Annotated in this window: 23 protein-coding genes and 1 pseudogene; 13 read left to right on the forward strand and 11 right to left on the reverse strand. The window is 51.6% G+C overall.

Annotation, left to right across the window (positions count from 1 at the left end; all coding sequences use genetic code 11):
* On the reverse strand, positions 1 to 3,443 hold a 3,443-nt coding region (locus DQG23_RS04280), incomplete at its 3' end, for a DNA polymerase III subunit alpha (protein WP_113029586.1).
* Positions 3,444 to 3,742: 299 nt separating this feature from the next.
* Between DQG23_RS04280 and DQG23_RS04285 the strand changes: the two genes are divergently transcribed.
* The 5 genes from DQG23_RS04285 (at position 3,743) to DQG23_RS04305 (ending at position 7,340) form a co-directional block, all read left to right on the forward strand.
* The gene (locus DQG23_RS04285) at positions 3,743 to 4,759 is read left to right on the forward strand and encodes a metallophosphoesterase family protein (protein WP_113029587.1); all 1,017 of its coding nucleotides are present in this window, start codon (positions 3,743 to 3,745) and stop codon (positions 4,757 to 4,759) included.
* A 161-nt stretch (positions 4,760 to 4,920) separates the two neighbouring features.
* Positions 4,921 to 5,832 (forward strand): DMT family transporter, encoded by a 912-nt coding sequence (locus DQG23_RS04290; protein ID WP_158560291.1) that lies wholly within the window; start codon positions 4,921 to 4,923, stop codon positions 5,830 to 5,832.
* Positions 5,833 to 6,166: 334 nt separating this feature from the next.
* A complete protein-coding gene (locus DQG23_RS04295) occupies positions 6,167 to 6,499 on the forward strand; it encodes a YtrH family sporulation protein (RefSeq protein WP_113030002.1) in 333 nt (110 codons plus the stop codon).
* On the forward strand, positions 6,496 to 6,990 hold the full coding sequence (locus tag DQG23_RS04300) for a sporulation membrane protein YtrI (RefSeq protein ID WP_113029589.1): 495 nt from the start codon (positions 6,496 to 6,498) through the stop codon (positions 6,988 to 6,990). Before DQG23_RS04295 ends, DQG23_RS04300 begins: the two co-directional genes overlap by 4 nt.
* Before the next feature lie 56 nt (positions 6,991 to 7,046).
* Positions 7,047 to 7,340 (forward strand): YtpI family protein, encoded by a 294-nt coding sequence (locus tag DQG23_RS04305; protein WP_113030003.1) that lies wholly within the window; start codon positions 7,047 to 7,049, stop codon positions 7,338 to 7,340.
* Positions 7,341 to 7,463: 123 nt separating this feature from the next.
* On the opposite strand, the gene DQG23_RS04310 is transcribed toward DQG23_RS04305, so the two are convergent.
* Entirely contained in the window at positions 7,464 to 8,810 is a 1,347-nt protein-coding gene (locus DQG23_RS04310; RefSeq protein WP_113029590.1) for a DRTGG domain-containing protein, read from the reverse strand.
* A gap of 247 nt (positions 8,811 to 9,057) precedes the next feature.
* Positions 9,058 to 9,327 (reverse strand): hypothetical protein, encoded by a 270-nt coding sequence (locus DQG23_RS04315; protein ID WP_113029591.1) that lies wholly within the window; start codon positions 9,325 to 9,327, stop codon positions 9,058 to 9,060.
* A 154-nt stretch (positions 9,328 to 9,481) separates the two neighbouring features.
* Between DQG23_RS04315 and DQG23_RS04320 the strand changes: the two genes are divergently transcribed.
* The 7 genes from DQG23_RS04320 (at position 9,482) to DQG23_RS04350 (ending at position 17,895) form a co-directional block, all read left to right on the forward strand.
* The gene (locus tag DQG23_RS04320; protein WP_113029592.1) at positions 9,482 to 10,750 is read left to right on the forward strand and encodes a hypothetical protein; all 1,269 of its coding nucleotides are present in this window, start codon (positions 9,482 to 9,484) and stop codon (positions 10,748 to 10,750) included.
* A gap of 91 nt (positions 10,751 to 10,841) precedes the next feature.
* Positions 10,842 to 11,312: a hypothetical protein gene (locus DQG23_RS41745; protein WP_158560292.1), complete on the forward strand. Its 471-nt coding sequence runs from the start codon at positions 10,842 to 10,844 to the stop codon at positions 11,310 to 11,312.
* Positions 11,313 to 11,607: 295 nt separating this feature from the next.
* A complete protein-coding gene (locus DQG23_RS04330) occupies positions 11,608 to 12,981 on the forward strand; it encodes a YheC/YheD family endospore coat-associated protein (RefSeq protein ID WP_113029594.1) in 1,374 nt (457 codons plus the stop codon).
* Positions 12,982 to 13,006: 25 nt separating this feature from the next.
* Positions 13,007 to 14,155: a YheC/YheD family endospore coat-associated protein gene (locus DQG23_RS04335; protein WP_113029595.1), complete on the forward strand. Its 1,149-nt coding sequence runs from the start codon at positions 13,007 to 13,009 to the stop codon at positions 14,153 to 14,155.
* A 20-nt stretch (positions 14,156 to 14,175) separates the two neighbouring features.
* Positions 14,176 to 15,543, forward strand: coding sequence for a YheC/YheD family endospore coat-associated protein (locus tag DQG23_RS04340; RefSeq protein ID WP_113029596.1), 1,368 nt, complete (start codon positions 14,176 to 14,178; stop codon positions 15,541 to 15,543).
* Positions 15,544 to 16,719: a YheC/YheD family endospore coat-associated protein gene (locus DQG23_RS04345; protein WP_238177747.1), complete on the forward strand. Its 1,176-nt coding sequence runs from the start codon at positions 15,544 to 15,546 to the stop codon at positions 16,717 to 16,719. It abuts the gene before it with no gap.
* A 45-nt stretch (positions 16,720 to 16,764) separates the two neighbouring features.
* On the forward strand, positions 16,765 to 17,895 hold the full coding sequence (locus DQG23_RS04350; RefSeq protein WP_113029597.1) for a YheC/YheD family endospore coat-associated protein: 1,131 nt from the start codon (positions 16,765 to 16,767) through the stop codon (positions 17,893 to 17,895).
* Between the two features lie 230 nt (positions 17,896 to 18,125).
* On the opposite strand, the gene DQG23_RS42035 is transcribed toward DQG23_RS04350, so the two are convergent.
* From DQG23_RS42035 to DQG23_RS04380, 5 genes and pseudogenes are all read right to left on the reverse strand, one after another.
* Positions 18,126 to 18,284, reverse strand: coding sequence for a hypothetical protein (locus DQG23_RS42035; protein WP_158560293.1), 159 nt, complete (start codon positions 18,282 to 18,284; stop codon positions 18,126 to 18,128).
* 106 nt (positions 18,285 to 18,390) lie between these two features.
* The gene (gene def / locus DQG23_RS04355) at positions 18,391 to 18,906 is read right to left on the reverse strand and encodes a peptide deformylase (RefSeq protein WP_113029598.1); all 516 of its coding nucleotides are present in this window, start codon (positions 18,904 to 18,906) and stop codon (positions 18,391 to 18,393) included.
* A gap of 5 nt (positions 18,907 to 18,911) precedes the next feature.
* Positions 18,912 to 19,151, reverse strand: a complete 240-nt coding sequence (locus DQG23_RS04360) for a helix-turn-helix domain-containing protein (RefSeq protein WP_113029599.1) — start codon at positions 19,149 to 19,151, stop codon at positions 18,912 to 18,914.
* A gap of 1,067 nt (positions 19,152 to 20,218) precedes the next feature.
* Positions 20,219 to 20,437, reverse strand: a complete 219-nt coding sequence (locus tag DQG23_RS41750; RefSeq protein WP_146762247.1) for a DUF6199 family natural product biosynthesis protein — start codon at positions 20,435 to 20,437, stop codon at positions 20,219 to 20,221.
* Positions 20,438 to 21,141: 704 nt separating this feature from the next.
* Positions 21,142 to 21,528: pseudogene (locus DQG23_RS04380) on the reverse strand (manganese catalase family protein); the annotation flags it as partial.
* A gap of 398 nt (positions 21,529 to 21,926) precedes the next feature.
* Here DQG23_RS04380 and DQG23_RS04385 point away from each other — a divergent pair.
* The gene (locus tag DQG23_RS04385; RefSeq protein WP_113029602.1) at positions 21,927 to 22,187 is read left to right on the forward strand and encodes a hypothetical protein; all 261 of its coding nucleotides are present in this window, start codon (positions 21,927 to 21,929) and stop codon (positions 22,185 to 22,187) included.
* 19 nt (positions 22,188 to 22,206) lie between these two features.
* Here the strand turns inward: DQG23_RS04385 and DQG23_RS04390 are convergent, their stop codons facing one another.
* The 3 genes from DQG23_RS04390 to DQG23_RS04400 form a co-directional block, all read right to left on the reverse strand.
* On the reverse strand, positions 22,207 to 22,947 hold the full coding sequence (locus DQG23_RS04390; RefSeq protein WP_113029603.1) for a peptidoglycan recognition protein family protein: 741 nt from the start codon (positions 22,945 to 22,947) through the stop codon (positions 22,207 to 22,209).
* Positions 22,904 to 23,308 (reverse strand): hypothetical protein, encoded by a 405-nt coding sequence (locus tag DQG23_RS04395; RefSeq protein ID WP_113029604.1) that lies wholly within the window; start codon positions 23,306 to 23,308, stop codon positions 22,904 to 22,906. Before DQG23_RS04395 ends, DQG23_RS04390 begins: the two co-directional genes overlap by 44 nt.
* A 154-nt stretch (positions 23,309 to 23,462) precedes the next feature.
* Entirely contained in the window at positions 23,463 to 26,840 is a 3,378-nt protein-coding gene (locus DQG23_RS04400; RefSeq protein ID WP_113029605.1) for a coiled-coil domain-containing protein, read from the reverse strand.
* Between the last annotated feature and the right edge of the window lie 15 nt (positions 26,841 to 26,855).

Here is a 26,855-nt window from a genome sequence, read left to right on the forward strand (position 1 = left end):
GGGCCGCGGGCCGCAGGCGCGGCGCTGCGCGTGCGGCGGCGCAGCCCGCGCAGGTGCTGCGGCGCCAGCGCGGCGTCGAGCGGCACCGCCTGCTCGGCGAGCAGCTTCGCCGCGTCATCCTGCTGCTGCAGCTTGGCCGCAACGGCAAGCAGCTTGCCCTTGTCGACCAGCTCCCCGAACTTGCGCCATACCTCGGGGAACAAAACTACCTCGACCCGTTCGATCCGGTCCTCCAGTTCGATGAAAGCCATCGGCTGGCCTTTCTTCGTGACGATCGTCTTGCAGGAAACGACCATGCCGGCGACGACGACGTCGCTTTCATCGGCCATTTCGGCAAGCTCGTGAATGCCGTCCACCTCGGCTTCCGCAAGCAGCTCCTCATAGGCGTCCAGCGGATGGCCCGACAAAAACATGCCGAGCAGCTCCCGCTCCAGCTCCAGCTGCTGCATCGGCGAAAACGGCCGGATGTCGGGATATTCGATCGTCCAGTTCACTTCCTCGTCGAAGCCGAACAAATGCAGCTGCAGCTCCTCGCGCTCCTTCTTCCACTTGAGCGCCGCTTCGACCGTCTCGTCGAGCATCGCAAGAAGCTGGGCGCGATGACCCGGAAAAGCGTCCATCGCCCCGCCCTGAATAAGCGATTCGATAACGCGCTTGTTGCAAACGCGTAAATCGACACGCCTGCAAAAATCGAGCAAATTGTCGAAGGGACGCTCCTGTCTTTCGCGAATAATCGAGTCGATCGCCTGCGTTCCGACATTTTTGATCGCCCCGAGTCCGAAGCGGATAGCCGAAGAACCAGCGTCGGCATGGTAAGGCTCGGCACGCTCCGCCGCCAAAAACCTGCCGTCCGCGCTTCCGGCTTGCGCGTCCTCGTCTTGGCTCAAGCCGCTGCCGGCAGCAGCCGCTTCAATTGAAGCGGGCAAACCGGTTCCCGCATCTTGGCCGGCAGAGGCTCCATTGCCGCCTCCGCCCATTCGTCCTTTGGCAATCGGCGTAAACGTGACGCCGCTTTCGTTCACATCCGGCGGCAGCACCGGGATGTTCATGCGGCGGCACTCGTCGACATATTCCGCAACTTTCCGGTGATTTCCCATAACCGCTGTCAGCATCGCTGCCATGAATTGTTCGGGATAATGCGTCTTCAGGAATGCGGTTTGGAACGCGAGCACCCCATATGCGGTGGCATGCGCGCGCGGGAATCCGTAATCGGCGAACCTGACGATCATGTCGTACACCCGGTTCGCTTCCTCCTCCGCATATCCTTCCTTGATGCTGCCGCGAACAAAATGCGCCCGCTCCTCGTCCAGCACCTCGCGCTTCTTCTTGCTGACCGCGCGCCGCAATAGATCCGCTTCGCCTAGCGAAAATCCCGCCATCTTCGATGCGATCTGCATGATCTGCTCCTGATAAACGATTATGCCGTACGTATCCTGCAAAATCGGCTCCAGCGCCATATGCGGATATTCGACGGCGATCTGGCCGTGTTTGCCTTGAATGTACTTCGGGATAAACTCCATGGGACCCGGCCGGTAAAGCGCAAGGACGGATATGACATCTTCGAATTGGGACGGCCGCAGCTCCTTCAGCACGCGGCGCACGCCCGCCGATTCCAATTGGAAGATGCCCGTCGTATCGCCTCGGCACATCAGCTCGTACGTTCGCGGATCGTTAAACGGGATTGCCTGGAAATCGACCGGCGTTCCCAACTGCTCGCGAATCCATCGCAGCGTTCGCTCGATGATGGACAAGGTGCGCAAGCCGAGAAAGTCCATTTTGAGCAGACCGATCGATTCCAAATGCTCCATCGTATACTGGGTCAGCGCCGATTGCTCGGCGCCTTCCTGCAGCGGGACGTACTCCGTCAACGGCTCCCGCGAAATGACGATGCCTGCGGCATGCGTCGAAGCGTGCCGCGGCATGCCTTCGACCTTTTCCGACATGGCGAGGAGCTCGGCGGTTTTAGGCTGCTTGTCGCAAAGCGCCTGCAGATCGGGATTCATCGCTTTCGCTTCAGCGATCGTGATATGGAGATGGTTCGGGATCATTTTGGCCGCCCGGTCCACCTCGTTGTAAGGCATGTTAAGCACTCTTCCTACGTCGCGGATCGCCGCTTTGGCCGCCATCGTTCCGAACGTGATGATCTGCGCAACATGCTCCTTGCCGTATTTGCGCACGACGTAATCGATCACTTCGTCACGGCGTTCGTCGCTGAAATCGATGTCGATATCCGGCATGGTCACCCGCTCAGGGTTCAAGAACCGTTCGAAAAGCAGGTTGTACCGAATCGGATCGACGTCTGTAATCCTCAGCACGTAAGCGACCAGGCTGCCTGCGGACGAACCGCGTCCCGGGCCGGTTGCAATGCCGTTCTCATGCGCAAACCGGATAAAATCCCAGACGATCAGAAAATAATCGGAGAAGCCCATATTCCCGATGACGCTTAGCTCATACTTTAGCCGGCTCTCCAATAGCTCGCGATACGCCGGATCCGGCCATTCCGGCTGCCCCTCGTAACGGGCCTTAAGCCCCCGAAGGCATAAATCCTCTAGATAGGAACCGGCCGTCATGCCGTCCGGGATCGGTTGAAACTGCGGCAGGACCGACTTGCCGAAGGTTAATTCCAAACGGCATCGTTCGGCGATAAGCGCGGTATTAGCGATCGCCTCCGGCACATGCGCAAACAAGCGGGCCATCTCTTCCCCGCTCTTCAGATAAAGCTGCGTCGAGCCGAATTTCAGCCTTTCCTCGTCTTCGACCGTTTTGCCTGTGCCGATGCAAAGCAATATGTCCTGAACCGCATGGTCTTCGCTATGCACGTAGTGAACGTCGTTCGTGACGGCGAGCGGTATACCGGTTTCGCGGCTCAGCTCGAGCATCGCAAGATTGACTTTCTTCTGCTCGATCAATCCGTGATCCTGAAGCTCCAGATAAAAGTCTTCGCCGAAAATTTCCTTATTGGCCAGCGCCGCCTTCTTCGCCTCTTCCTTGCGGTCATGCAGCAGATGCTGGGATATTTCGCTTCCGAGACAGGAGCTCAAGCAAACGAGCCCCTCCGCGTACCGCGCCAGATGCTCACGGTCGATTCGCGGTTTATAATGAAAGCCTTCCAAATGAGCGATCGAGCAAAGCTTCATCAGATTGCGGTAACCGGTCTCATTCTTCGCCAGAAGGATGAGATGGTAGATCGGCTGATCCTGCCGCGACCCCTTAACGTGCAGAGAACCGCTCGTGAAATACATTTCGCACCCGATGATCGGCCGGATGCCGTTCTTCACGCAAGCTTTATAAAACGGGATGGCCCCGTACATGACGCCGTGATCCGTTAGAGCCAGCGACTTCATGCCAAGCTCCGCCGCACGCCTCACCATATCCTCAATGCGCGCCGCGCCGTCCAGCAAGCTGTATTCGCTGTGTACATGCAGATGCACATATTCGCTCATGCCCGTTTCCCCCCGCTCTTCTTCCTTCGTCTCGGGCGGCTCGCTCCGCCCCGTTCGTTTCCCCTCATTATATCACACCGGAACGCACAAGGCGAACTCACATTCGTATTCCGCAAGAAGCCGGTCATTTTCTTTCCGGCATGCGTCCCTGCGGGCTCGGCCGCCTTTTTTCGTATCGTTTTTGCTTATAAATGCCAAAATAACGACACATCGGTTTACCGCTTGACTATTGCCACGTTCGGGATCATATTCCGCTGCGGACAACGATGCCATGATCTCGAAAACAAGGAGGATGAACGATGAAGCTGCGACAGCTCGTTTCGCTTATTGCGCTTGCCGTTATGTTCATTTATTCTTTTTCCGGAAATGAAGAGCCGTCGGCCTCCCGGTTAACGATCGGAAACGAAACGCCCGGCGCGCCGGAAAAGCCGCTTCTGGCATTCGCCGTTATAAGCGATATTCACATCCAATCCTGGCACATGCCCTCCCACCAAAAGCTGCTCAACGCGCTGAACGATTTGAACGGCATAAAACCGCGAGCGGACGCGCTTGTCGTAAACGGCGACATGACGAACGGACAGCCTGCCGATTACGCCGTCCTGAACAAATTGTTTGCGGATGCTCCGCATCCCCGCAATCTCTTTTTCTCGATCGGCAATCATGAATATTACAAAGCATGGTTTGACTGGAAAGGCGCCTTCGATCGCGGCGGTTTTCCGCATGGCGAAACGGAAGCCGATTCGATCGCTCGTTTTCTGGCGCTGACCGGAGAACGACAAGTCTATTACGAGAAAACGGTCAACGGCTTTCCTTTTTTGTTTCTCGGCTCGGAGCGGTACCGGCAGTCGGATCCGACGAACGGCGAAGGCGCTTATTTGACGCCGCAGCAGCTTGATTGGCTGCATACATCCTTGCTTAAGAATAAGAATAACAAACGCATTTTCGTATTTCTCCATCAGCCGCTGCCGAACACCTTGTCGGGTACGGCGGCTTGCTGCATCCCCGAGCGTGCCGCCATACAGCACGAACGGCTGAAAAACATGCTTGCGCAATATCCGCAGGCCGTCTTGTTCACCGGTCATACGCACCGGGAGCTGAAGCTTCCCGCAGCCTTCGTCCGCGACAAGTTCGCCATGGTCGGTTCCTCCTCCGTAGCCGCTCCGCTTACGGATAACGGCAGCGGCGGAGAGCTTGAGCTAACGCCCGATGCCAGCGAAGGTTTGTTTGTGGAAGTATACGACCACAGCGTGCTCATTCGGGGGCGCGATTTCCGGCATGGCAGCTGGATCCCGGAAGCCAGTTTCGAAATCGATTAGCTGCGCGGAGCGATTGTGAGAACGGCATGTCGTACGCAGCCGAATTCGGTTCAGAAGGTGAAATACACCCTTTTTTCCACCGATCCTTCGCTTTACGGCTTTGCTTATCCCTGCATATAATGGGTAAAGCTCTGCACCTGAGGCGAAAGGAATCGATCGATTTGTCTAACCGCATAGTCATGCTGCGCTTGCTCGAGGTTTCCCTGTTATGGGGATGCAACTATGTAGCGAGCGCTTATTTATTGAGAGATTTCTCTCCAATTTTTTTGTCGTATTCGCGTCTGGTGCTAACATCGGTATTTTTGCTTTCCATAGCGATGATCAGCCGGAAAATGAGACGGCCCACCAAGCAAGAATGGTATATCCTGCTGTTCGCCGGTCTGTTCGGCACGCTTTTCAATCAATTCTTTTATTTTATCGGACTGCAATATTCCACGGCGGGCAACGCCTCGCTTATTATCGCGCTGTCGCCTGTCGCGACGACGTTCCTCGCCCGCATGTTTCTCGGCGAATCGCTTACGGTTCAAAAGCTGTCGGGCGCCGGAATCGCCTTGTTCGGCGTCGTTTTGATCGTGCTGTTCAGCGGAAAGTCGCTTGGCGTCTCGAAAGGAGATCTCCTGCTGCTTGCGGCCATGCTGGCCTTGTCCGTCAGCCTTTTGTTCATCCGCAAGCTTACGGTGACGATGCCTTCCTACGACATTACGATATTGGCTACGGTGATCGGGACGGTGCTGATGACGCCGGCGGCGGTCTGGGAAGCGAGCCAAGGGCATCTGCATATGAGCCTTCATCTTTCCACTTGGCTCATTCTCGCTTGCGTAGCGATATTCGGTCAAGGGTTGGCCGGCTTCTGGTGGAATCAGGGCATCTCGGCGGTCGGAGCGTCTACGAGCTCCATGTTCATGAATATTCCGCCATTCGTGGCCATCATCGTCGCTTATTTCGTTCTCGGCGACTCCATTACGCTTTCGCAGCTGGCCGGAGGCGCATTGATTTTGATCGGGGTTGCCGTTTCCAACCGGAGAATGCAGGCTCAAGCCCCCTTGCAGACCGCTCACGCTCAGGCCAAATAATGAAGCGGCATCTTATAAATGGAGCTCCGCCTAATATATTGCCATTATTGTATTCCTGCTCTGCTTGTATACGACCCGCCTAACGAGATTGCACAGAAGCTTTCATTTCCACTTTTGCCGTGGGGTTGGAAGCTTCTTTTTTTAATATGGCGACAAAGTCAGCGGGAAAATGTACAGTTGGCCGGATGGATTAAGGCTATCCACTCTAATCGTAGTTGTGTTTTCTTCTAAACTCGCATAAAAAAAACGCCTATCGCTTCTATCAACTCTCCCTCTTACATATAGATGTAAGGAAAAGGACAAACCTTTGCGAGGAGCGGGGAAAATGGGGAATATAGCCGATTTTTTAGAGAAAATGACGATGGATTTCTTCATCGCCTTCGGGATCGTGCTCGGCGGCAGCATGCTGGGCGGAATCGGCGCGGTGCTTATTCTGCAGTCGCCGGAGGTATGGATGATGCGTATTGCCGGCAGCATTAAAATATGGGCGATGGTCGCCGCGGTAGGCGGTACGATCGACCCGCTTCGGGTTATTGAAAGCAATATTGCGGAAGGCTACATGTCGCCCGCCGTCAAACAAATATTGTATTTTATCAGCGCGTTTATCGGCGCCCACGCCGGATTTTCGATCATCGAATGGATATGCAAAGGCGGGGCGGACTCGTGAGAATTCCGGCATTCAACCGTTACCGCAGAGGACTGGCCGGCTTCGGCTTGTTCTTGTCAGGCATGGTCATCGGCAGCGCCGTATACATGAGCATGCATCAGCACAGCTACAGCATCGTGCATGAGGAGAAGGAGCGGCTCAAGAACGAGAACAAGAATCTAAAGGAAGATTTGTCCAAAATGAATACCGTCAAAAACCGGCAAGCATATATTTCATTAATCAGCGTCGATTTGGAAACAGACTCCAAACATCCGATCGATCCTAAATCGGAAAGCGAAATCGTCAAAGCCGTGAAAACCGATCTCGAGGCGCTGCGCGGAAAGCCGGTGGCCCGCGTCAAGGAAGACCTGCAGCTTTTCCGAAAATTGATCGACAACAAGGTGTACGTCGATATTTTCGACAGGGACTACGTTGTTAACGTAAAGTCCGTAGTGGTCATCCAATCCGAGCTGATTTTTTATATAACCGCCAAAGAACCGATTCGAAATTGATTTTCGACGGGAAAATCGGTACAGTTAGAGAAAAATAGCAAAGGATGATCGGCTTCATGGCATGGTATCAATATGCATTAACGGTCTTAATCGTAGCCTCGCTTGGCTTCTCGGTATTTTACAGCTTCCGCTACCGGCTGCACAAAGAACCGCAAGCAAGAGGTCTTTATGCAGCTCGGATGAACATATCGATGGGTATGCTGCTTATTTTGCTGTCGCTCGTGCAGTTGTTCCAGTTCGAAATGAATACCGTCAGGCTTGTCATCGGAGCGCTGCTGCTTCTGCTCGGGTTGTTCAACCTGTTCGCCGGCCTGCGCAACCACAGCCGTTTCCGTTTCCAGCAGAGATAGCGCAATTTAGCAGCAGCGTAAAAACGGTCGACTCAGCCAAGAGCCTTTGCATACTTGCGCTAACGAGCAACTCTTGAAATACCTACGATTCCAGCATCAGCACGCGTCACCCTAACGAACCGGCTAGGACTGGTCGAAAACCTGCGCTGTCATCATAGCCTTGGCGACAAGCGCGCTGTCATGATAAATTTCAACGTCGATTTTGCCGTATTTGCGGCTGATTTCGATAATGTCGGCACGAATCTCGACTTCCCGCTCCAGCTGCACCGGACGCAGGAAATAAGTGGACATGTTGTCCATCACGAGGTTCATGTCGCTTTTTTTATATCCCTGAACGACGCTGTATGCGGCTTGCGTCATGAGCGTCATCAGCACGCCCGGCGATACCGATCCCAGGTGGTTGGTCATTTGCGGCGTAATTTGACCGCGGAAAATGCGTTTGCCCTGCTCGTCCGTCTCCTCCTCGAAGCCGGCCCATATCAAATCCTCGAACGTCTCCCCGATCTGCGGCTGACGCTGAATATACTGCATCACTTTAAGCACGTCGTTCCGGCTGATGACGCCGACGATTTTGCGGTTGTTGTCGACGATCGGGAGCAGCTCGATCCCTTCCCACACCATCAAATGCGCGGCCGAGGCTACTGACGTATGCGCATGCACCGTAATCGGATTGCGCGTCATCAGCTTGTCGATCGTTTGCTCAGGCAACGCGCCGACGACATCCTTCGATGTTATCATGCCGATGACCCTGTTCCATTCATCCACGACGGGAAACCGGCTGATCCCGATTTCCTGCGCCAGCGTCCTCCATTCCTGCACCGTCTGCGTGCCTTTCAGCGCATGAACGGCCGATTGCGTCGATAAAATATCCTCGACGAGCATAATCTTTTTCTTGATCAGCCGGTCGTAGATCGCGCGGTTGATCATCGAGGCGACGGTAAACGTATCATAACTGCTCGATATAATCGGCAGGCCGAGCTCGTTTGCCAGCGCTTTGACGTCGCCGCTGGCATCGAATCCCCCGGTAATCAGCACCGCCGCGCCTTGCTCAAGCGCGCAAATATGGGCTTTTTCGCGGTTACCGACGATCAGCAGGCTGCCCGCGTCAATATAGCGCAGCATCGCTTCCTGCTCCATCGCGCCGATGACGAATTTATTGAGCGTTTTGGACAGTCCGTCCGAGCCTCCCAGCACATGGCCGTCCACAATATTGACGACCTCGGCGAACGTCAGCTTATCGATGTTGTTCCGCTGTTTTTTCTCGACGCGCACGGTTCCGATCCGTTCCTTCGTGCTGACAAGCCCCTGATTTTCCGCCTCTTTGATCGCCCGGTAAGCCGTTCCTTCGCTGACTTCCATCTCTTTCGCGATTTTGCGGACGGATATTTTGCTGCCGACCTGCAGCCCTTCGATATGCTTCAATATTTGTTCATGCTTCGTAAGCGATTCATGGTTCGTAATCGTATCCATCGGAGCAACCTTTCCTCTCAAACAATCTGTACTACTCTGTAACAACTATTATAGTACAATCGATCGTTCATCCGCCAGCTCTCTAACCGCAATAAACCCAAAAATGTTTGAGATGATCCGCTCAAGCGAATAGAAGAACTGCACTAAGCGTAAGGGTAATCTCCCCAAAACACGCCAAAAAGCGGCCTCCAGGCCGCCAGGCTTGTCTGGCATTCGTCAAACCTGCCGCATTCCGCCGCCCGCTCCCTTAATTCACCCGCCGCGTGCGTCCTGTCAGCTTCTGCTGCATCTGCCAGCGTTTCATCCTTTTTACTTTGACGAGCTCGGCACGCGTTTCTTCATCCACGCCAAGTATTTCATGCAGATTGGCAGCCACGATCAGAATGGCGAAGCAGATCCAGACGATGGAAAATACGGTCGGAAGCGTAAGCCCCCCGCCTACCTGCAGCTGAGGCACCGCAAAAATGAGCATGCCCAGCGCGACGCTCATATAGATGACGTGTTTAAAGCCTTTCATCGGCAGTCAACTCCTTTTAATAGCAAATGTAGTACAAGATATGCCCCTGAAGGCTTGTTTATGCCAGTTCATTAGGCTCTTCCAACGCATGAATGTCAATTGTCCGACTTCATTCATATCCTTTAGCATGACCAATCAGCAAGGAGAATGATAGATGTCCGACAACACACGCAATAGACAGCAAAACCGCCGGGAAACCATATACAGAGTTACCGGCTACGGCAACGACATCAACCAGTTTCTATGGCCGTGGGATGCGAGACGCAGCAGGAGAAGGAAGGAAATCGATTTTGATCAAGGTCTCGAAGACTTTCAGCCCTTCCAAAAAAGCAAACGCAACACAGGACTCGAAAACCTCCAGCACATTCAAAAAAGCAAGCGCAACACGGGCCAAGAAAACCTCCAGCGCGTTCAAAAAAGCAAACGCAACACGGGGCTCGAGGACGTCCAGCGGGTTCAAAAAAGCAAGCGCAACACGGGGCTCGAGGACGTCCAGCGGGTTCAAAAAAGCAAGCGCAACACGGGGCTCGAGGACGTCCAGCGGGTTCAAAAAAGCAAGCGCAACACGGGGCTCGAGGACGTCCAGCGGGTTCAAAAAAGCAAGCGCAACACGGGGCTCGAGGACGTCCAGCGGGTTCAAAAAAGCAAGCGCAACACGGGGCTCGAGGACGTCCAGCGGGTTCAAAAAAGCAAGCGCAACACGGGGCTCGAGGACGTCCAGCGGGTTCAAAAAAGCAAGCGCAACACGGGGCTCGAGGACGTCCAGCGGGTTCAAAAAAGCAAGCGCAACACGGGGCTCGAGGACGTCCAGCGGGTTCAAAAAAGCAAGCGCAACACGGGGCTCGAGGACGTCCAGCGGGTTCAAAAAAGCAAGCGCAACACGGGGCTCGAGGACGTCCAGCGGGTTCAAAAAAGCAAGCGCAACACGGGGCTCGAGGACGTCCAGCGGGTTCAAAAAAGCAAGCGCAACACGGGGCTCGAGGACGTCCAGCGGGTTCAAAAAAGCAAGCGCAACACGGGGCTCGAGGACGTCCAGCGGGTTCAAAAAAGCAAGCGCAACACGGGGCTCGAGGACGTCCAGCGGGTTCAAAAAAGCAAGCGCAACACGGGGCTCGAGGACGTCCAGCGGGTTCAAAAAAGCAAGCGCAACACGGGGCTCGAGGACGTCCAGCGGGTTCAAAAAAGCAAGCACAACAAAGAGTTCGAGGAGCTGAAAAACGATCTAGGAAACAAAAGAAAAGCCGGGAACGAGACTGACCGGCGCGATCAAGGAAACAAAAGAAGAACCGAGAAAGAGAAGCGGCAGCGCGATCACAAAAGCCATAAAAGCTCGCGTGACAATACGCGCAAGAAAAAGCCGCGTCCGCCAAAAGACGATATCAGCCGCTTCTTATGGACATGGGACCTTTACTACCAAAATTGAATGCGGCCGCAGCTCGAAGCTCCGGGTCGGGCAAACGCCTCAGATCCGGTACAGATTAACAGAGCGGTTAGAAAAATAAGGCATTTCTAGTATGTTAAGAATCTATATCAATCTCTCATTCAGGTCATACTCTGTATTATGCCACTCAGAAAGGAGATTGATAGAATGTCTAAAAACAGAAAGAAAAGCCATCATAATTCCTTCGATCCTTGTAAAAAACGTGAAGAGAAAAAATGTGAAAAAAGTTTCCGTAAGTGCAAATGCGAGAAAAGCTTCGAAAAATGCACATGTGAAAAGAGCTTCCGCGAGTGCAAATGCGAGAAAAGCCACAAAGAGTGCAAATCCGAGAAAAGCCACAAGGAGTGCAAATCCGAGAAAAGCTTCGACAAATGCAAATGCGAAAAAAGCCATCGCGAATGCAAATGCGAAAAAAGCCACAAGGAGTGCAAATCCGACCACAAAAGCTTCCGCAAGTGCAAATGCGAGAAAAGCTTCCGCAAATGCAAATGCGAAAAAAGCGACCGCAGCAGAAAATGGTAAGCTTCTTCACCTGCTAGGCTAGCGGCCTGAAGCGCTGAGCTCCAACGCGAAAGCATCCCGAACCGAGCCGCTCGGTTCGGGGTGCTTTTACATATATCGCCGGTTTTGAAACGGCCGCTTTGTTTTGTTGCGTTCCGCATGCTTCACCCCCGCCCGCCAAACCGCATACAAGCCCGGGCCGCAGGACACGCGGCGCTTCGCTTTTTTCCATAATGGGCGCGCATTTTGCAATCACCAAGGGATATATGTCCTCATATGATGGAGTAGTCATTGGATGACAAAGAAAGGCAACTGTTGATGCAGGGAAGGAGATCCCGATGGCTGCAACAAAAATCGTCATTCATGTGCAAAACGGAAGCCTTCTTCCGAATGAACGTACCGTCGTGTTGAGCGCCACGCTCATGAAACGGTGGAAGATTCCGGCGGACAGTGAAATCGGACTGCAATTCGGTTCGCAGCGCAAAGCGGTGTCCGTCGTTTCTGCCGCTAAAATCACTTCCATGCGGCTGCACGAAGCGTTAGCCAGCCATCTCGGCATTCATCACGGCAGCAAGCTTTGCATCAGCTATTCACCCGAAGCGAGAACGCTTCGTGTCGGACCGCTTGTAGGTGTTCTGGTCAGCCGCACCTCCAGCGATCCTGAAAAGCCGTTCGGGCCCATTTCCTCCTTCTGCAGGGAATTGACGAGTGCCTGTGAAGCTTACGGCGGACTCGTCTATTTTTTTACGCCTGAGGATATCACGACGTCGGCGAACTCGATACAAGGCTGGACGTTTACGGACAGATGGAGCCGCCAAACGTTCCCGATTCCCGATATCGTCTACAACCGGCTGACGACTCGCAAGCTGGAGAACAGCGCCGGCGTACAGCAGTTTATGCGGGACGTCAAATCTCGATTCGCCACAACGATCTTCAACGAAAAGTACCTGAACAAAACGGAGGTGTTCCAGGCGCTTCAGAAAGACGAGGCGCTGCAGTCTTATTTACCGGAATCGCATCTGTTCAAAAACTACCTGACCCTCAAAAAAATGTGCGGCAAATACGGAACGGTGTTTCTCAAGCCGGTTACCGGAAGTCTCGGCAAAGGCATCATCCGGATTACGAAGCTGGCGAACAGCACCTACCAGTGTCATTACACGGGATTGGGCGGCATACGCAGTCAATCGTTCCCGAAGCTCACGCCGCTCTACAACAGCATTTCCGGTAAGATGAAGACGCGCCGCTACCAAATTCAACAAGGTCTGAAGCTGCTGGAAGTAAGCGACCGGCCCGTCGACTTTCGCGCGCTGGTGCAAAGAGGCAAAACAGGAAACTGGGAAATCACATCGACGGTAGCGCGTATAGCGGGAAATGAAACCTTCGTCTCCAACCTGGCCAGAGGCGGTACGTTAAGCCCCGTCCAGGACGCCATCATGAAATCGAAGCTGATTTCGACCCAGAAATCGGCGGTGCCGCAGCGCATCAACAAAGCCGCGCTCGATATCGCCAAAGGCATCGAAACGCAGATCGACGCGCATTTCGCCGAGCTCGGGATCGACTTAGCCGTCGATCCTCACGGCAAGGTTTGGCTGCTGGAGGTTAATTCCAAGCCGTCTAAGGACGATAACTCGCCGCTCAACGCCACGACCAAAATACGTCCTTCCGTCAGGCAAATCGTCCGCTACTCGCAGCATCTGGCGAAGTTTCGCTAACGGCAACAAGAAGAGGTGGATCGCAATGGAACGGTCGATTGGCATCATGGTATGCGAGACGGAAGGCGAGCCCCCGTTCGCGGACAAAAGCTTCTACGCCAAGCTGTGCGCGGCAGGCGAAGCTCTTGACGTGCGCGTATTCGTTTTCTCGCCCGGCCGGTTCGATCCGGCAAGCCGCACGGTCATCGGATATTCGTTCGACTGTACCGAGCAAACATGGGTACGGCGAAAACGGACGATGCCGAAGCTTATATACGACCGTTCCTTCTATCCCGACAACAGCCGCTATGTTTCCCATCGGACGGCCGTTCACGAGATGCAGCGATTGTCGCCGGTCAGACTGCTCGGGCGGGCGCTCTCCGGAAAATGGGAAGTGCAGCGCTCGTTATCCGCAGATCCTTTGCTGAAGCCTTATTTGCCGGTAACGGAAAAGCTAAGATCGATCCGGCAGCTCGAGGAATGGCTAAACGATCGAGGCGAAGCGTTCTTGAAGCCGGATGCAGGCACGCAAGGAAAAGGCGTGCTTCATGTTTACCGTTGCGAAGAAGGACTCTACCGCATGAACGGAAGGGATCGCGACAACCGGGTCGTCAACGAGCGCTTCGACAGCCTGACGGCACTCCTCGATAACGTCAACCGCCGGACGAAAGGACGGCAATATTTACTTCAGCAATATTTGACGCTGGCTTCACAGAGCGGCGAAGCTTTCGACATTCGTTCCCTCGTGCAGAAGGACGGCACCGGCCGCTGGCAGCTGACCGGCATGGCGGTTAGACGCGGTCAGCCCGGCAGCGTCACCTCCAACATTCACGGCGGAGGGGTTGCCGAAGAGCCGCTCCCCTTCCTGCAAGCGGAGTTCGGTTATCGGACCGCGCAATCGCTCGCGCTCAAGCTTAACGATCTTTCTTTACGCATTCCGCAAACGCTTGAAGGACACTATGGCAGGCTAGCCGAGCTCGGCATCGATCTTGGCATCGACCGCAGCGGGAACGTGTGGATTATCGAGGTCAATTCCAAGCCAGGCAGGACGGTGTTTACCCAAATGGCCAATGAACGGGCGGCGGTTTCTGCCGTAAGCAATCCGATTGCCTATGCCCGATTTTTGCTTGATTCCGCCACGCTAATCAGACCGCATTGGCCGATGCTAAAGCCACAGGCTTCCCGAAAGCCTTGACAATATAGGAGGGTCACCTGATGAGTTCGACAACATGCACCGTGCTCGTTTCCCAGCAATTTGTCAACACGGTCACGCTCTCGCGCGAACTGGCCAAAACGCTCAAGATAAGCCCGACTAAGACGATCACGGTCAGATTGGGATCCAAATCGGTAACCGTACCGCTCAAAATTATGAATCGCAAGGGCAGCGTATGCTCCCTGCCTCAATCGGTCGCCTCGATGCTCAAGCTGCCGTGGACGGGATCTTGCCAAATCCGCTCTACGAACGGCGACGACATTCAACTGGGACCGCTTGTCGGCGTCCTTGCATCCAACACAAGCGATATGCAGCAGCCATTCGGCTCTCTAACCCCGTTCGTCCGCGATTTCATGAGGGCGGGAACGAACAAAGCTTTCTACTACGCCTTCTCGCCGCAGCAGGTCAATTGGAGCGAGGGAGTCGTAACCGGGCTTATTCCCGATGAAGAAGGAGGCTGGAAGCGCAAAACGCTGCCGCTTCCCGACGTCGTCTACAACCGATTATCGAGCCGCAAAGCGGAGAAGACCATCAGCATGGAGAGCTTCAAGGATAAATTCGTACGCCGTAAAATCCCGCTCTTCAACTGGAGTTTCTTCGATAAATGGGATGTCTACCGGCTGCTCGAGGGCGAGGACGCCTCCAAGTATGTACCCGAATCGATCATCGATCCTACGCCCGAAGAGATCAAGAAGATGATGGAGAAGCACCGCTTCGTTTTTCTGAAGCCGACGAACGGCAGTCTCGGAATCGGCATTTACCGGCTGACTTACAATCCCGACAAAGGCTACTTCGCCCGGTTCCGCAAGAACGGCAGCAATACGCTGATCCGGTTTCCCCGCTTTGAAGGCTTGATGAAGATGCTGTATCGGCACAATATAAGGCTGCAAAGCTATGTTCTGCAGCAAGGAATCCGCTTGATCGAAATCGACAGCTGTCCGATCGACTTCCGTTTTCATATGACCAAGAACGGAATGAATGAGTGGGTACCCACCGGAATCGGCGCGAAAAAAGCCGGACGCGGCAGCGTAACGACCCATGTCAGAACAGGCGGACAGCTGCTGACGCCCGAGCATGTACTGAACCAGTTATTCGGCCATCGCGCAGATCAAGTGCTGGAGCATGCAAAGGAGGTAGCCATTCAGCTCGCGGAGGCGATCGAACGCCGTTATCCGCATCCGCTCGGGGAGCTCGGCTTCGATATCGGGATCGATTTGAACGAGAGCGTTTGGATGTTTGAAGCGAACGCCAAACCGGGACGTTCGATATTCAAGCATCCTTCCTTGAAAGCCCAAGGAAAGGCTTCCATCTCGAATCTGGTCGATCACTGCTTATACCTGAGCCGGTTTCGGGTGAGGAGGGAGGGGTAAGTGAATGCAGCCGGACCCAAAACGAATCATTCGGTTCACACAGTCAACGGAACGCCCTACCTTTCCCTGCAGGAAGCTCCGGAACACACGTTAGCCATCCTGACCACGCATGACGAGGATAGACCGTTCAAGGGCAATCATTTGAATTTCATCGATCTGATTGCCAAGGGCAAAGAGCTCGGTACGTTCGTGTATGTCGTTACCGTAAAAGACATGAGAATGAGCGGCAAACGGGTACCGGGCTATACGTATGACGAGGAGACGAAAAACTGGACGCATCAGATGCTGCCGCTGCCCAATGTCGTCTACAACCGGATTCCGACGCGCACCGACGAGCTTCAGTCTGACGTGCAGCAAACAATCGAGGCTTGCCTGCGAAGCTCGCAAGTCCGGTTGTTTAATCCTTCTTTTTTCAACAAGTGGACGTTGTTCGAATGGCTCAGCAAAGCGAAGACGACCAAAAAATTCATTCCGGCGACGAAACGGCTTTCCCAGTCGGTGGAGCTCGATTCGCTGCTGCAGCAGCACCCGATCGTCTACTTGAAGCCCGTGCGGGGGAAAGCGGGAAAAGGCATTATGAAGGTAGAACGGATCGGTGCGCGAACGAAGCTTCCTTACTTGCTCACCATGCAGAACGATAAAGCGAGCGTCGTTACACGCCATCCGCATTTGGGGCATCTTTGGAACAAATTAAAAACGATGATGACCAGCGAGGAATACATCGTGCAGCAAGGCATTTCGCTTGCAAGCTTTAACAAACGGCCGTTCGACCTTCGCGTGCTGGTGCAGAAAAACCATCTCGGCCAATGGAGCCTTACCGGTATCGGCGCGCGAGTCGCCGGTAAGCAGAGCATCACGACCCACGTACCGCGCGGCGGGCGGATCGACGAGCCGGAGAAGCTGCTGAATGCGGTTTTCGGTCCCGAGCTGACCAAGAGCATTTTCGTGCGCGTAAAAACGGCGGCGTTCGCCATCGCCCGGCAGATCGAGAAAGCTTCCGGGCATATTCTCGGCGAAATGTCGATGGACCTCGGAATTGACGGTGCGGGGCAAATCTGGTTTTTTGAAGCAAACTCCCGTCCGATGAAATTCGACGAGCCGGATATCCGTAAAAAATCGCTCGAGCGCATTATCCAATACAGCCAGTTTCTAGTCAAATCGCGAAAGAAAAAGTAACGCGCAGCAGCCAAGGAACCGCATTTACACGGGGTGGTGGAATCGATGTCCCGACCAAAGGTCGGCGTTCTGGCCGTTTATTACGATAGCAACAAACATTTGGAGGAGCTCGACTTCTTCAAAAAGCTTTGTACGCAAGGGGAAAAACGGGGACTTGAGGTTATGATCTTTACGCCCGACGATGTCAGCTCGCAGCGCAAGATGATAAACGGTCTCTTCTACGATACGGAGAAACAAAAATGGGAGCGCAGATGGAGCAGCTTCCCCGAAATCATTTACGACCGCGGTCGATACCAGAAATCCGATCGGTTCGAGCGGCTGAAACAGTTTCGCGTCCGTTATAGGAACATCCCGTTCCTGAATTACCCGATGCCGCACAAGTGGGGAATGTTCGAGCAGCTCGTCAAAAGCGCAGCCATCCGCAAATACTTGCCGGTTACGGTCAAATACAATCAAGCGAGCGACATTCCTAAATTTCTCCGCAGATTCGATCTCGTTTACATGAAGCCGTCCGACGGCACCGGTGGAAGAGGCATCATCCGAATCGAACGTGTCGGCGAGGACGAATATTTGGTTCAAGGGCGCGACAGACAGCGGCGAATACTGACACCGTTCCGGGCGAAAAGGAGCGAGATCGCCGGCAGGCTGACGAATTGGAAGCTAAGCGGACAGTACCTGATCCAGCAAGGCATTCCGATAACGCTCAAGGACGGGCGCGTTCACGATTATCGGCTGCTCATACAGAAGAACGGCCAGGGGAAATGGGAAGTAACCGGTTGTGCGGGGCGCATCGGCCCCGAGCGCAGCATCACCTCGAATCTTCATGGCGGAGGCAGCGCCGTGCCGATGGAGAAGCTGCTGCAGCTCCGTTCCAAGGACAAAGAACGTACGGCTCAGGTTAAGGCGTCGATGGAACAGCTCGCTTTTGACGTGGCCCATCATTGTGAAAAACAATTCCGTCCGTTATGCGAAATCGCACTCGATATCGCGGTCGATCCGAATGGCGGCGTCTGGCTGCTGGAAATGAATCCGAAGCCGGCCCGCGAAGTGTTTCAACGTATTAAAGAGACGGAAACGTACGAGAAAGCTATCGTCAGACCGCTGGAATATGCGGAATGGATGCTGAAGCAGCGGGCAAAAGCCAAAACGGCAAAGCTGGCGTCCCTTCGCCGCTGATCGTCATTACCTGTTTAACAAGTATCGGCTGCCGAAAAAAACCGCCCGGGTCGGCGGTGCGGAACGGTACGCATATGCAGTCCCGTTCCGCATTAAGCGCCGCCCTTTCACGGACCGGCGTTTTTTCTGCGTAAACGTTCGGCATGGCGGCGTTCGGCTGCCGACCTTGGTTTAGGAGCGGACTGCGCGCCGGGGCAAGCATGCTTTTTCAGAACGAAGGTACAAAGCGGTTATTTGTAATGGATTTTCTTGCGGTCGATGCCGTAATGCTCCCAAAGAAAGGCCATGTCGTAATCGATCGTATCGACGCGCACCATAATGGCCACCAGCCAGCAGACGATGCCGATAAACAGAAGAACTCCGCAAATGAGAAGAAAGGCAATAACCATGTGCATCCGCTCCCTTCGAGCCGTAATACTACATGTTTATGCCCTTTCATGAAAACGATGCCAATAGATATGGACGAGCTTTCGTCAGGATCGGCAGCCGCCGTTCTCAGTTTTTGTTCGCCAGCCGAAGAACGTCGATAAGCGGCAGCCGTTTATTCGTTTCTTCCTGATAAAGATAATTATCCTGTACATGATCGATGTATAAAATGCCGTCCAGATGATCGATCTCATGCTGCAAGCAGCGCGCCAGAAAATCCTTCCCTTTAAGCGTAACCGTCTCGCCTTTGCGGTTTAAGGTGCTCACCGTAACCTCGCTCGCCCGCTTCACCTCGCCGAAATAACCCGGAAACGACAAGCAAGCTTCCAGCCCCAGCTGCTCGCCCGAACGCTCGACGATTTCCGGATTGATGAGCTCGATCAATCCGTCGCCGCAATCCATCACGACGACTCTTCGGAGCGTACCGACCTGCGGTGCGGCCAGTCCGGCCCTGCCCTCAGCTGCATAAAGCGTTTCGGCCATATCGTCAAGCAGCTTGAACATCTTTTCGTTCAGCTCCGTAACCGGCTTCGCCTTCTTGCGAAGGATCGGATCGCCGAACGGCACGATCGTTTTTACCGACATTTTTCTCACGCTCCCTTCACGCGCGTTGGCGTATGCACCCATAAATCGCCCGGCACGCATTCCAAAGCCGTGCACAGCGCATCAAGCGTTTCCGCTTTCATTTGCTTCGGCTGTTCCGTAAGCAAGGCATGAATCGAAGGAGCGGAAAGCTTGTATCCCGCCTTCTCGAGCAGCAATCGGGCAAGCGCAGCCCCCGTCCATATTCCTCTTTTGGCCATCATCTCACGCAGCATCCATACAAGCATTCGCTCACTCCCCGTCGATATTAGGCTAAGCCTAAAAATATTAGGTATTGCCTAATATACCATAGGCGGAGGTTCATGAAAAGAGGCTGACTCCGCATGCGCTGGTTCGACCGTGTATTCCATTCATCCGTATTGCCGGTCCTTGCGATGAATCCCTTGGGCCGTTGAGTTACATCGGTTCGTAGGCGTTACATCTTTTTCGACTAATACGCCTTCTTCCTGCGCTCGTCACTTCCCTTCGCTGCAGTCCGAATTTGCCCACTTGGAAACGCGTCTGGCCTTCTTTTCTCGCCTGCAGTCCGAATTTGCCCACCTGGAGCGGCTATTTAGCTCGGCACACCGATAAATCCGTTCTCCAAGCAGGCGAATTCGAACTAAAGCGGTAAGGGACCCCCAATTCCTTGCTTCAAGCGGGCATTTTCGGACTACAGCCAACAGCGGGGCCTCAACGGCAAGCTCGTTTCGCGATTTTAGCTTAATTCGCTCGGGCATTCGTATCGCGATGGAAATTGATCGTCCGATCAGACTTAATGGACTCAATCGTAAAAAAAAGACCTCATCCCCCGCTTGGTTGCGGATGATGAGGTCCTTCTGCTCTTTCCGGGCTGTTCCCGTACGATATGAACGCATTTGAACCAGCCCCTAGAACACGAAATGCGTTAAAAAAACCGATTGCGGCACCGATCGCAGCATCTGTTACAGCCGCGTCTTCCGCAGCCGCAGCCGCAACCGCAGCCTCCTCCGCTAATTAAAGCGATGGCCAGAAGATCGAACAACACAAGCGGGATTATCGGAAAAAAGAAAAACGATGTTCTAGCTTTATACCGGTCTCCGCTTCTTGGCAGAGATTTGATATAAACGGTATCCCGGTCGACCTTTACGATCCTGCCGCGGTATTTCCCATGCCTGGTCGTTATTTCAACATCTCGGTTAAGGTACTCTCTGCATCTCTCGTAGTAATAGGATGACATCTTGACAGCCCCCTTTCTAGCCTCTCAATTAACATATGTTTGATGGGAGGTAGAATTGTGGGTGATGAGGCAAATAATTAAGGTGGGAAAGACCCATCAAATTATCTTTACTACAAACACAACAACACCTATCAATGAAGAAATTATCAACACCACTCCCCAGATCCTGGTCATGATTAAATCCGCTTCTTCCGGTTCACGTTCTTTTGTTGATAGAAACGACCTTTTCCATGAAGATTTTGGATATTTAACGAACCTAATTCCTAAATATATTAGGAGGGCTAAAAAGACTGCTATGAATATTTTTGCTTCCATACTAATATTCCCACTCTAGTTATTAGAAACATTTGTAAAATACCCTTTCATTCCAAGATACCCCCGTAATAAAAAAACACTCTCGATTGAGAGTGTTCGTCGTATAGCAACTATAGCGGTGGATGATCGCGGCGCAGCCTCTTGTAAAGGAGGTGATCGCCACGATTACACTCGGTACGCTTTACATGTTCATCAAGGAACTTGCCACTTTACTGAGCCTTTGCTTCAGCTTGCGTAAGTTATCTAGATGGATACGTAGACGGACAATGAGAAAACCACCGTTTAAAGGTTAGAGGCCTACGGTGGTTTTCGAATCTCATATGCGCGCCGTGGAATTCACAGCCTTGTTGCAGGAGTCGGGTGCAACCGGCTCCTTATTTCTTTATATCCGAGCACATTGTAGATGATACCTGCAATGTCGTTCTTGCCTTTTATTCGAAACTCCCTATTTCTTTTAGTATCCGTGACATTTTAATTTGCTACCACCATTTACCGTATTATTTATCCGAGTTATCTCCAAAAGTTCCTCGGGAACCTGGAGCTTTATAGTTTCCATCCGCTCGTCAACGCGAATGAATGCTTCCATGACTTTCTTGTTTCTCCCCACTGTATCCACGTATAAAGCTTCCTTTATGTGAGGATGTCCAGGCTAGTTACCGCCAGGGCAGGAAGTAGCGTCCCGGACTTTTATAAGAGGTCTCTTTTTAAAATATTTTCTGCGCATCCCGCTCGCTTTTCAATATTTCCACGGCTTCTCGGAAACGCAGCGAGTGAACGATCTCCCGCTCGCGTAAAAACTTCAAGCTGTCTTGAAGATCAACGTCATCCGTCATGTCGATCAACCACTGATAGGTTGCGCGAGCCTTCTCTTCAGCTGCGATATCTTCATAAAGATCGGCTATAGGATCGCCCTTAGCGGCTATATAAGCTGCCGTCCACGGTACGCCCGACGCGTTCTGGTAAAACAAAGCCCGGTCATGGCTTGCGTAATGGTCGCCTAGCCCTGCTTCCTTTAACTGCTCGACAGAGGCATCCTTCGTAAGCTTGTAAACCATCGTGGCAATCATTTCAAGATGGGCGAATTCTTCAGTACACTATAGTTGTAGGTGAAATTACTGTAATTAAAAATCAATTGGTCGCCACTTAGGGACGAGTTTTTTATTCGGAAGCGCCCGCGGTCGAATAACTCGCATTTTACCATCTTCTATTTCAATATAACTGTTTGTATGCAAACTTTTTATTGCTGACTTGACTTGAAACGGTGTCCGTTGAGCGTAACGACAAATTTGTTTTATGTTTAACGACGCCCAACCAGTCCCGTATAAATTTAATAAAATACACAGGATTTTTCGTTCTGTGTCATTGATCATACCATTTATCCTCTTTCTCATTATCACGAACGTACGTTTGGTTATAGTATATGTAATGGAGGTTGTTTAAGCAATGTCATATAATATAATCAACAAATACTGGGAGAAGAGGAATATGGATGATGGATATCAGTACTAAACAGGTGGTCATTCGTACGGAGGACATGCGCGGGAGTGTTTATGCTGAGGCTATCGCAGAAGTGAAAGTTACCGGAAAATATAGAACACGTACAAGTTCAATCTACGCTGCTGCGAACGAGAAGACATATATAGTAGAAGACAAATTTATTTTGCCTCCTGAATTACATAATAAAGCTGTAGAATTATTCAAAGAAGTTCAAGCTTGGTTAGACTCAAAAGAAAAAGCCCCGAGCGATTGAACGTGCCGGGGCTGATGTATTAGTCTAACAATTTTCGTTCTTTCAATACTTCACGAACCGCAAGCAACTGATTCATCGCCCAATGAGCATCCCCGTCTGTCTCACCTAGATTAATCAGGTTGAACATATAGTTATACTGGTTTGCAATCTCTCCGACCTTGGTTTTCTTCGCTTCCCAGGTGTCTTGCTGCTTCATTTTATTTTCAAGAAGTTGGATGTCATCACGAATCCTGTTCATACTCGTGCACGGGCAGGCCGTTTTATTCAACTCATTATGTCCGAGTATCTCTTTAATCGGCAACAAGCTTTTTACCGTCAGAATAGCGGCATAAAGCAGTTCCCTTTCTTGCGAAGTCAGATCCCCTTTACTGAGGTCACGGTTAACCTCTATTCCAACCGTATACGTATTATGGTCGCCTACGTGGAACGAGAACGTCAGGAGGTCGTTAACCTGATATATACGCCCATTATCAATGGATATATGGTATCCTATGCCGGCGCCCCAATTACGGCTGTGTGAGCCTGCATGAGCCTGTAGCGTGCCTTCTGGTGAACCTGAGTGATGGACTACGATAGTATCGATATCTTCCGGCTTACGCAGTCCAGTATGATAAGTCTTGTCCCATACTCCTTTGACGATGTTCTTCTTGTTAGGAAGTGTCTCCCACGATTGCTTTTTAGGTAGCGTATCCGTTATATCTTCAATTGGCGGAACCTTAAACGGCAGGCCCTCCACCAATGTTATTTTGCGTAGGCTCATGTTTTAAATCCCCTTTCGTTTGAATAATATCCTTGAACCCCTTACCGGTTATAAATGCCGCAGCTGTACCGGCAATCCACCATATCGATTCGTCATCAAGCTCGATCCCTACATATTCACTGAAACCGATCATGATACAGGCAAACAGCAGCGTGAATAGCTTCGTACTGTTCCAATTCGGATTCTCGCCGCGCCGTAGTTTTGCAATATCGCCAATGATCGTCACGCCGACAAAATTGATTGCCAGTGTGACGGATGCGATAATCTGCTGCGGATCAAGGTTCCACAGGAATTTGTTATTCAAGGCGACAGCAATCATCGTAATGAGTGATATTAAAAAGCTGGGCATCGTCCACTTCATGCAATCTTCCCTCCCGGTCTGTGACCATTGGTTATGATGTTTATAACCTCTACCAACTCGTCTGAGCCTTTCATTGCATCCTCATAGCGCAAAGGGACCAGCACTTTCTCAGGCTGGCCCGCGGCGTTTATTATCGTTTCTTCGGCGTGTGTGATCATCTAGCGACTCCTTTCTGAATTTCTTGGACTGATCTCGGACGTTCGCCGGTTTGTTGCTCAATATAGCTGATTAAATCAAGAAGATTTTGCAGTTCATCTCGCTGCTGATAATATTGTGATTGTTCAGCGTCGAACGGCTTCAACATACTGGAAATGCCCATTGTCGGCATTCTGAACTTTGTATCTTGATCCACTTCTTCCGGCTTCTGCAGGTATCCCGATAAACCGCGTCCTGGTTGACCAAGCAATTGCTCCAATACATAGGCAGTCTTTGCGTCAACACCGAAATCAGGACCACCGAACGGTACTTGAAATTGCTTCTCTTGGCCTTCGAATTTCTCAATCGGCTTGTCATAGAAAAAGTTACGGTTAAGCGATAATTCAGCCGGCAGTTTCACGAGCGAAGAAGTGCTATCAATCAGCATCTTTAGCGGATCAGATACCTTTGTTAGATCTCCAATAGGCAATCCTAAACCGAGAAATTTACCTTTTCCATCCTCCCCAGTTACCGGAATTGCGAAACTTTCCTTCATCCAGTCCGGAACGTTTTCTTCATTGATACCAACAGCTTCCTGAGCGTTTGTACGAAGTTTGTTGATATTTGCGTACTTTCTTGGATCATTGACAAACTGCTTGAGTTGGAACGGTATGTTGTTTCTCACCCAGCGATAAAATGGTGCGATCCGTGCGGCTACTTCGCTTTCAAAAGGTGTTGTGCGGGAGTAATCAAATTGAACCTCTCTAACCTTTTTAGCTGCTTGCTCTGGGTTCATTCCTTTATCACGTGCCCACTTATAGAGAGCGAATCGGTTCGTTTGATCGATGAAATCCCCAAAGTCTCGAGACGTTTCGAATGCATTAAGCGGATTTTTCAGACTCTTTGCTTCTGCCTTTAATCGACCGCCTAGTGTTCCATCAAATTGACTACGCTTTTCAATGGTCCGGCGTATAGCTTCCTCTGGTTCTTCGCCACGTTTTGCATATTCAACAGCGGATAGTCCGGTCGATCCAAGTCCTTGTTCTCGAAACTCTTTGAACATAGGAACTTCTTGACCTTTAATCACTGCATTGTATACGTCCTTATCCGCTTGTGCCGTGTACTTTGCAATGTTTGGGATGCTCATTCCGCCAACCCAGTTATTGAATTTAGCACCTACATCATTTCTTAGGTGGTAAGGAACCGAGAACAGCGCTAGACGCTTCCATCCACTCTGTGCCGTGTCGAAAGCCTTCAGGAAGGCATTTACTCCTTCATCTGAAGTAAGCTTCTGATAGCGGTCTAGAGCCTGTTTGACGGACTTTGTAACGAGATACTGACCGCCTATTTCCTCTGCTAATCCTAGTTCCTTGGCGGCTTCATCGTTGATGAATTTATAGTTGTTCGTGTCAATGACTACCGCATTCTTCGACACATCCATTCCCGATTCAAACTTACGCGCAAAATTGGTATTCGATAAAACCTGCCGGCGAAAATTTGCTGCATTGGCATAATCAATCAGCTTTTTCTGACCAATTGCCGTAGCGAAAAAAGCATTCGGCTCGAAAAAGTTACGGCCAATGCGTTCGTTGATATCTTCAACGCTACCCATTAGCTCGCGGCCTTTTACAACATTTTTGTTCGGTTGTCCAAGTCCTGAGTTGCCACGATCCATAGGAACAGCTTTGACGTTCTTACGGCGCTTACGTTCTTCGGCCGACAACACATGAGTCATATATCCTTCAAGCTCTTTGATGCCAATGCCGTTATCAGCAGCCATCTGACGGATCTCATTGTTAGATTCCATCAAACTTTGTGCAGCTTGTTGAACGGCGGGGTCTGTAGAAATCTCCCTTTCCGTACGCACAGCTTCCTTCTGCATCATAACGGGATTGCGGAGGGATTCTTTCAACTCGTCATTTCTTGTTTTCAATTGCTTTATTTGATCGATGGTTGAAGATTTAGCTTGCTTTTCCTCAAGCCGTAGAGTATCAAGCCTTGTTTTCAACTCGTCTCTCTGCTTCAAGAGGTAATTAAACGCCGGACTCACGGATACTTGTCCGAACGCTTTGCTTTGCGCAAGCTCATCGATATCAAGCGGTTTATTCTTCCTTGCATTTAATTGCCTTAATGCTGCGTTCTCACGTGAAAAATATTGCTTCCTAATGACCTTATCGGTCTTTTCTAACTCTTGGACCGTCTGGCTGATTAGTTGCTTATACTCCCCTTGAGCTGTTCGTGTTAAAGCGCGAGATATATCCTCAACAGGGATGTTATCAGCCGCTGATGCAGGTTGTTTTGGTTTGAACAGCTTTTCAATTTCAGCATCAGTAGATCCCGATTGCTTGAGAATCTTCTTTAGTTCATCATCGCTTAACGCATCAGCTTCATTTACCTTAGGAACAGAAGTTTCTTCAACATTCTTCGCGGCTTGTTGGTCTGCTTGTTTAGTTGCTGGTGCTGGAGATTCCCGTTTAAATGTTTGAAGTTCTTTCCCGAGCTCCTTGATCGTGTTGCGATTAGCAAGTATTTCATCAAGCAATTCTTGTTTCTCTGTTGTTCTCCTTACGCCATCAGGGAATTCGTAGCCTTTCGCGTCTTCAAACTGACGCAAATCCTTCTCGAGTATTCTTCCGACATCTGTACCTTTATCGATTCCGCCGGCCAATGTTGCAGTATCGGCTATTCGCTTCATACTTTCTTCCGTTTGGAATCGTATGTCGTTCTCGGTTTTTTGTTTTAAGTTTTTGATCGTATCGTCTGCCTCGCCAGTCAATGTTTCTCCTAACTTATAATCAGGAACAAACATGCGTCCTAATGCGTCTCTTGTGCCTTCTAAGGCCGGTCTAATCGCATTCTGGGTAAACTCTGGCGCAACTCTTTCCGCAGCACCTAAAGCCGCTCTTCCTGTTCCTGCAATGCCTTTACCTGCCAATGAAGCGCCTTTTGCAAACACAGCACCAGGAATATATGTTGTTGGATCTAGTGCGATATCCAATCCAGTACCGAGAGCAAACTTTCCGAACTTGTTTTCTACGCCAAGTGTCTCAGCCAGGTCAGCGCCACGTGTTCGATCCTGACCGGAGAATCCGCGCCAAGCTCCTTGTAGTGCGTCACCGCCTTTTATCCCTGTATTAACCGCATTTACCACAGCACTACCGGGGCGACCAAGCAGTTCTAGGACATCAAAAAAAGCGTTCTGGCCTTGAGGAAGGTTTGTCGCCTTCTCGAACCAGTTACGCCTGTCAGCATCTTTCTGTGTATAGCCCGCATCCTCTATTCGAGTGCGGGCGTTTTCGATTTGTTTGTTTACTTTTTCAATGTCATACTTGTTGTCCTCAGTAGATGAAAAAAGCCCTCTACCTGAACGTCTAACATTCTTATCAAACAACCCCATTTGCTGCACCTACTT

It is taken from the genome of Paenibacillus contaminans, from assembly GCF_003285015.1.
Lineage (GTDB): Bacteria > Bacillota > Bacilli > Paenibacillales > NBRC-103111 > Paenibacillus_V > Paenibacillus_V contaminans.

Bases quoted from the DNA above. Each gene is read 5' to 3' on its own strand.
- DQG23_RS04285 (WP_113029587.1), top strand. From the start codon at position 3,743: ATGAAGCTGCGACAGCTCGTTTCGCTTATTGCGCTTGCCGTTATGTTC.
- DQG23_RS04305 (WP_113030003.1), top strand. From the start codon at position 7,047: ATGGCATGGTATCAATATGCATTAACGGTCTTAATCGTAGCCTCGCTT.
- DQG23_RS04310 (WP_113029590.1), bottom strand. From the start codon at position 8,810: ATGGATACGATTACGAACCATGAATCGCTTACGAAGCATGAACAAATA.
- DQG23_RS04315 (WP_113029591.1), bottom strand. From the start codon at position 9,327: ATGAAAGGCTTTAAACACGTCATCTATATGAGCGTCGCGCTGGGCATG.
- DQG23_RS04320 (WP_113029592.1), top strand. From the start codon at position 9,482: ATGTCCGACAACACACGCAATAGACAGCAAAACCGCCGGGAAACCATA.
- DQG23_RS41745 (WP_158560292.1), top strand. From the start codon at position 10,842: ATGTTAAGAATCTATATCAATCTCTCATTCAGGTCATACTCTGTATTA.
- DQG23_RS04330 (WP_113029594.1), top strand. From the start codon at position 11,608: ATGGCTGCAACAAAAATCGTCATTCATGTGCAAAACGGAAGCCTTCTT.
- DQG23_RS04335 (WP_113029595.1), top strand. From the start codon at position 13,007: ATGGAACGGTCGATTGGCATCATGGTATGCGAGACGGAAGGCGAGCCC.
- DQG23_RS04340 (WP_113029596.1), top strand. From the start codon at position 14,176: ATGAGTTCGACAACATGCACCGTGCTCGTTTCCCAGCAATTTGTCAAC.
- DQG23_RS04350 (WP_113029597.1), top strand. From the start codon at position 16,765: ATGTCCCGACCAAAGGTCGGCGTTCTGGCCGTTTATTACGATAGCAAC.
- DQG23_RS42035 (WP_158560293.1), bottom strand. From the start codon at position 18,284: ATGGTTATTGCCTTTCTTCTCATTTGCGGAGTTCTTCTGTTTATCGGC.
- def (WP_113029598.1), bottom strand. From the start codon at position 18,906: ATGTCGGTAAAAACGATCGTGCCGTTCGGCGATCCGATCCTTCGCAAG.
- DQG23_RS04360 (WP_113029599.1), bottom strand. From the start codon at position 19,151: ATGCTTGTATGGATGCTGCGTGAGATGATGGCCAAAAGAGGAATATGG.
- DQG23_RS41750 (WP_146762247.1), bottom strand. From the start codon at position 20,437: ATGGAAGCAAAAATATTCATAGCAGTCTTTTTAGCCCTCCTAATATAT.
- DQG23_RS04385 (WP_113029602.1), top strand. From the start codon at position 21,927: ATGATGGATATCAGTACTAAACAGGTGGTCATTCGTACGGAGGACATG.
- DQG23_RS04390 (WP_113029603.1), bottom strand. From the start codon at position 22,947: ATGAGCCTACGCAAAATAACATTGGTGGAGGGCCTGCCGTTTAAGGTT.
- DQG23_RS04395 (WP_113029604.1), bottom strand. From the start codon at position 23,308: ATGAAGTGGACGATGCCCAGCTTTTTAATATCACTCATTACGATGATT.
- DQG23_RS04400 (WP_113029605.1), bottom strand. From the start codon at position 26,840: ATGGGGTTGTTTGATAAGAATGTTAGACGTTCAGGTAGAGGGCTTTTT.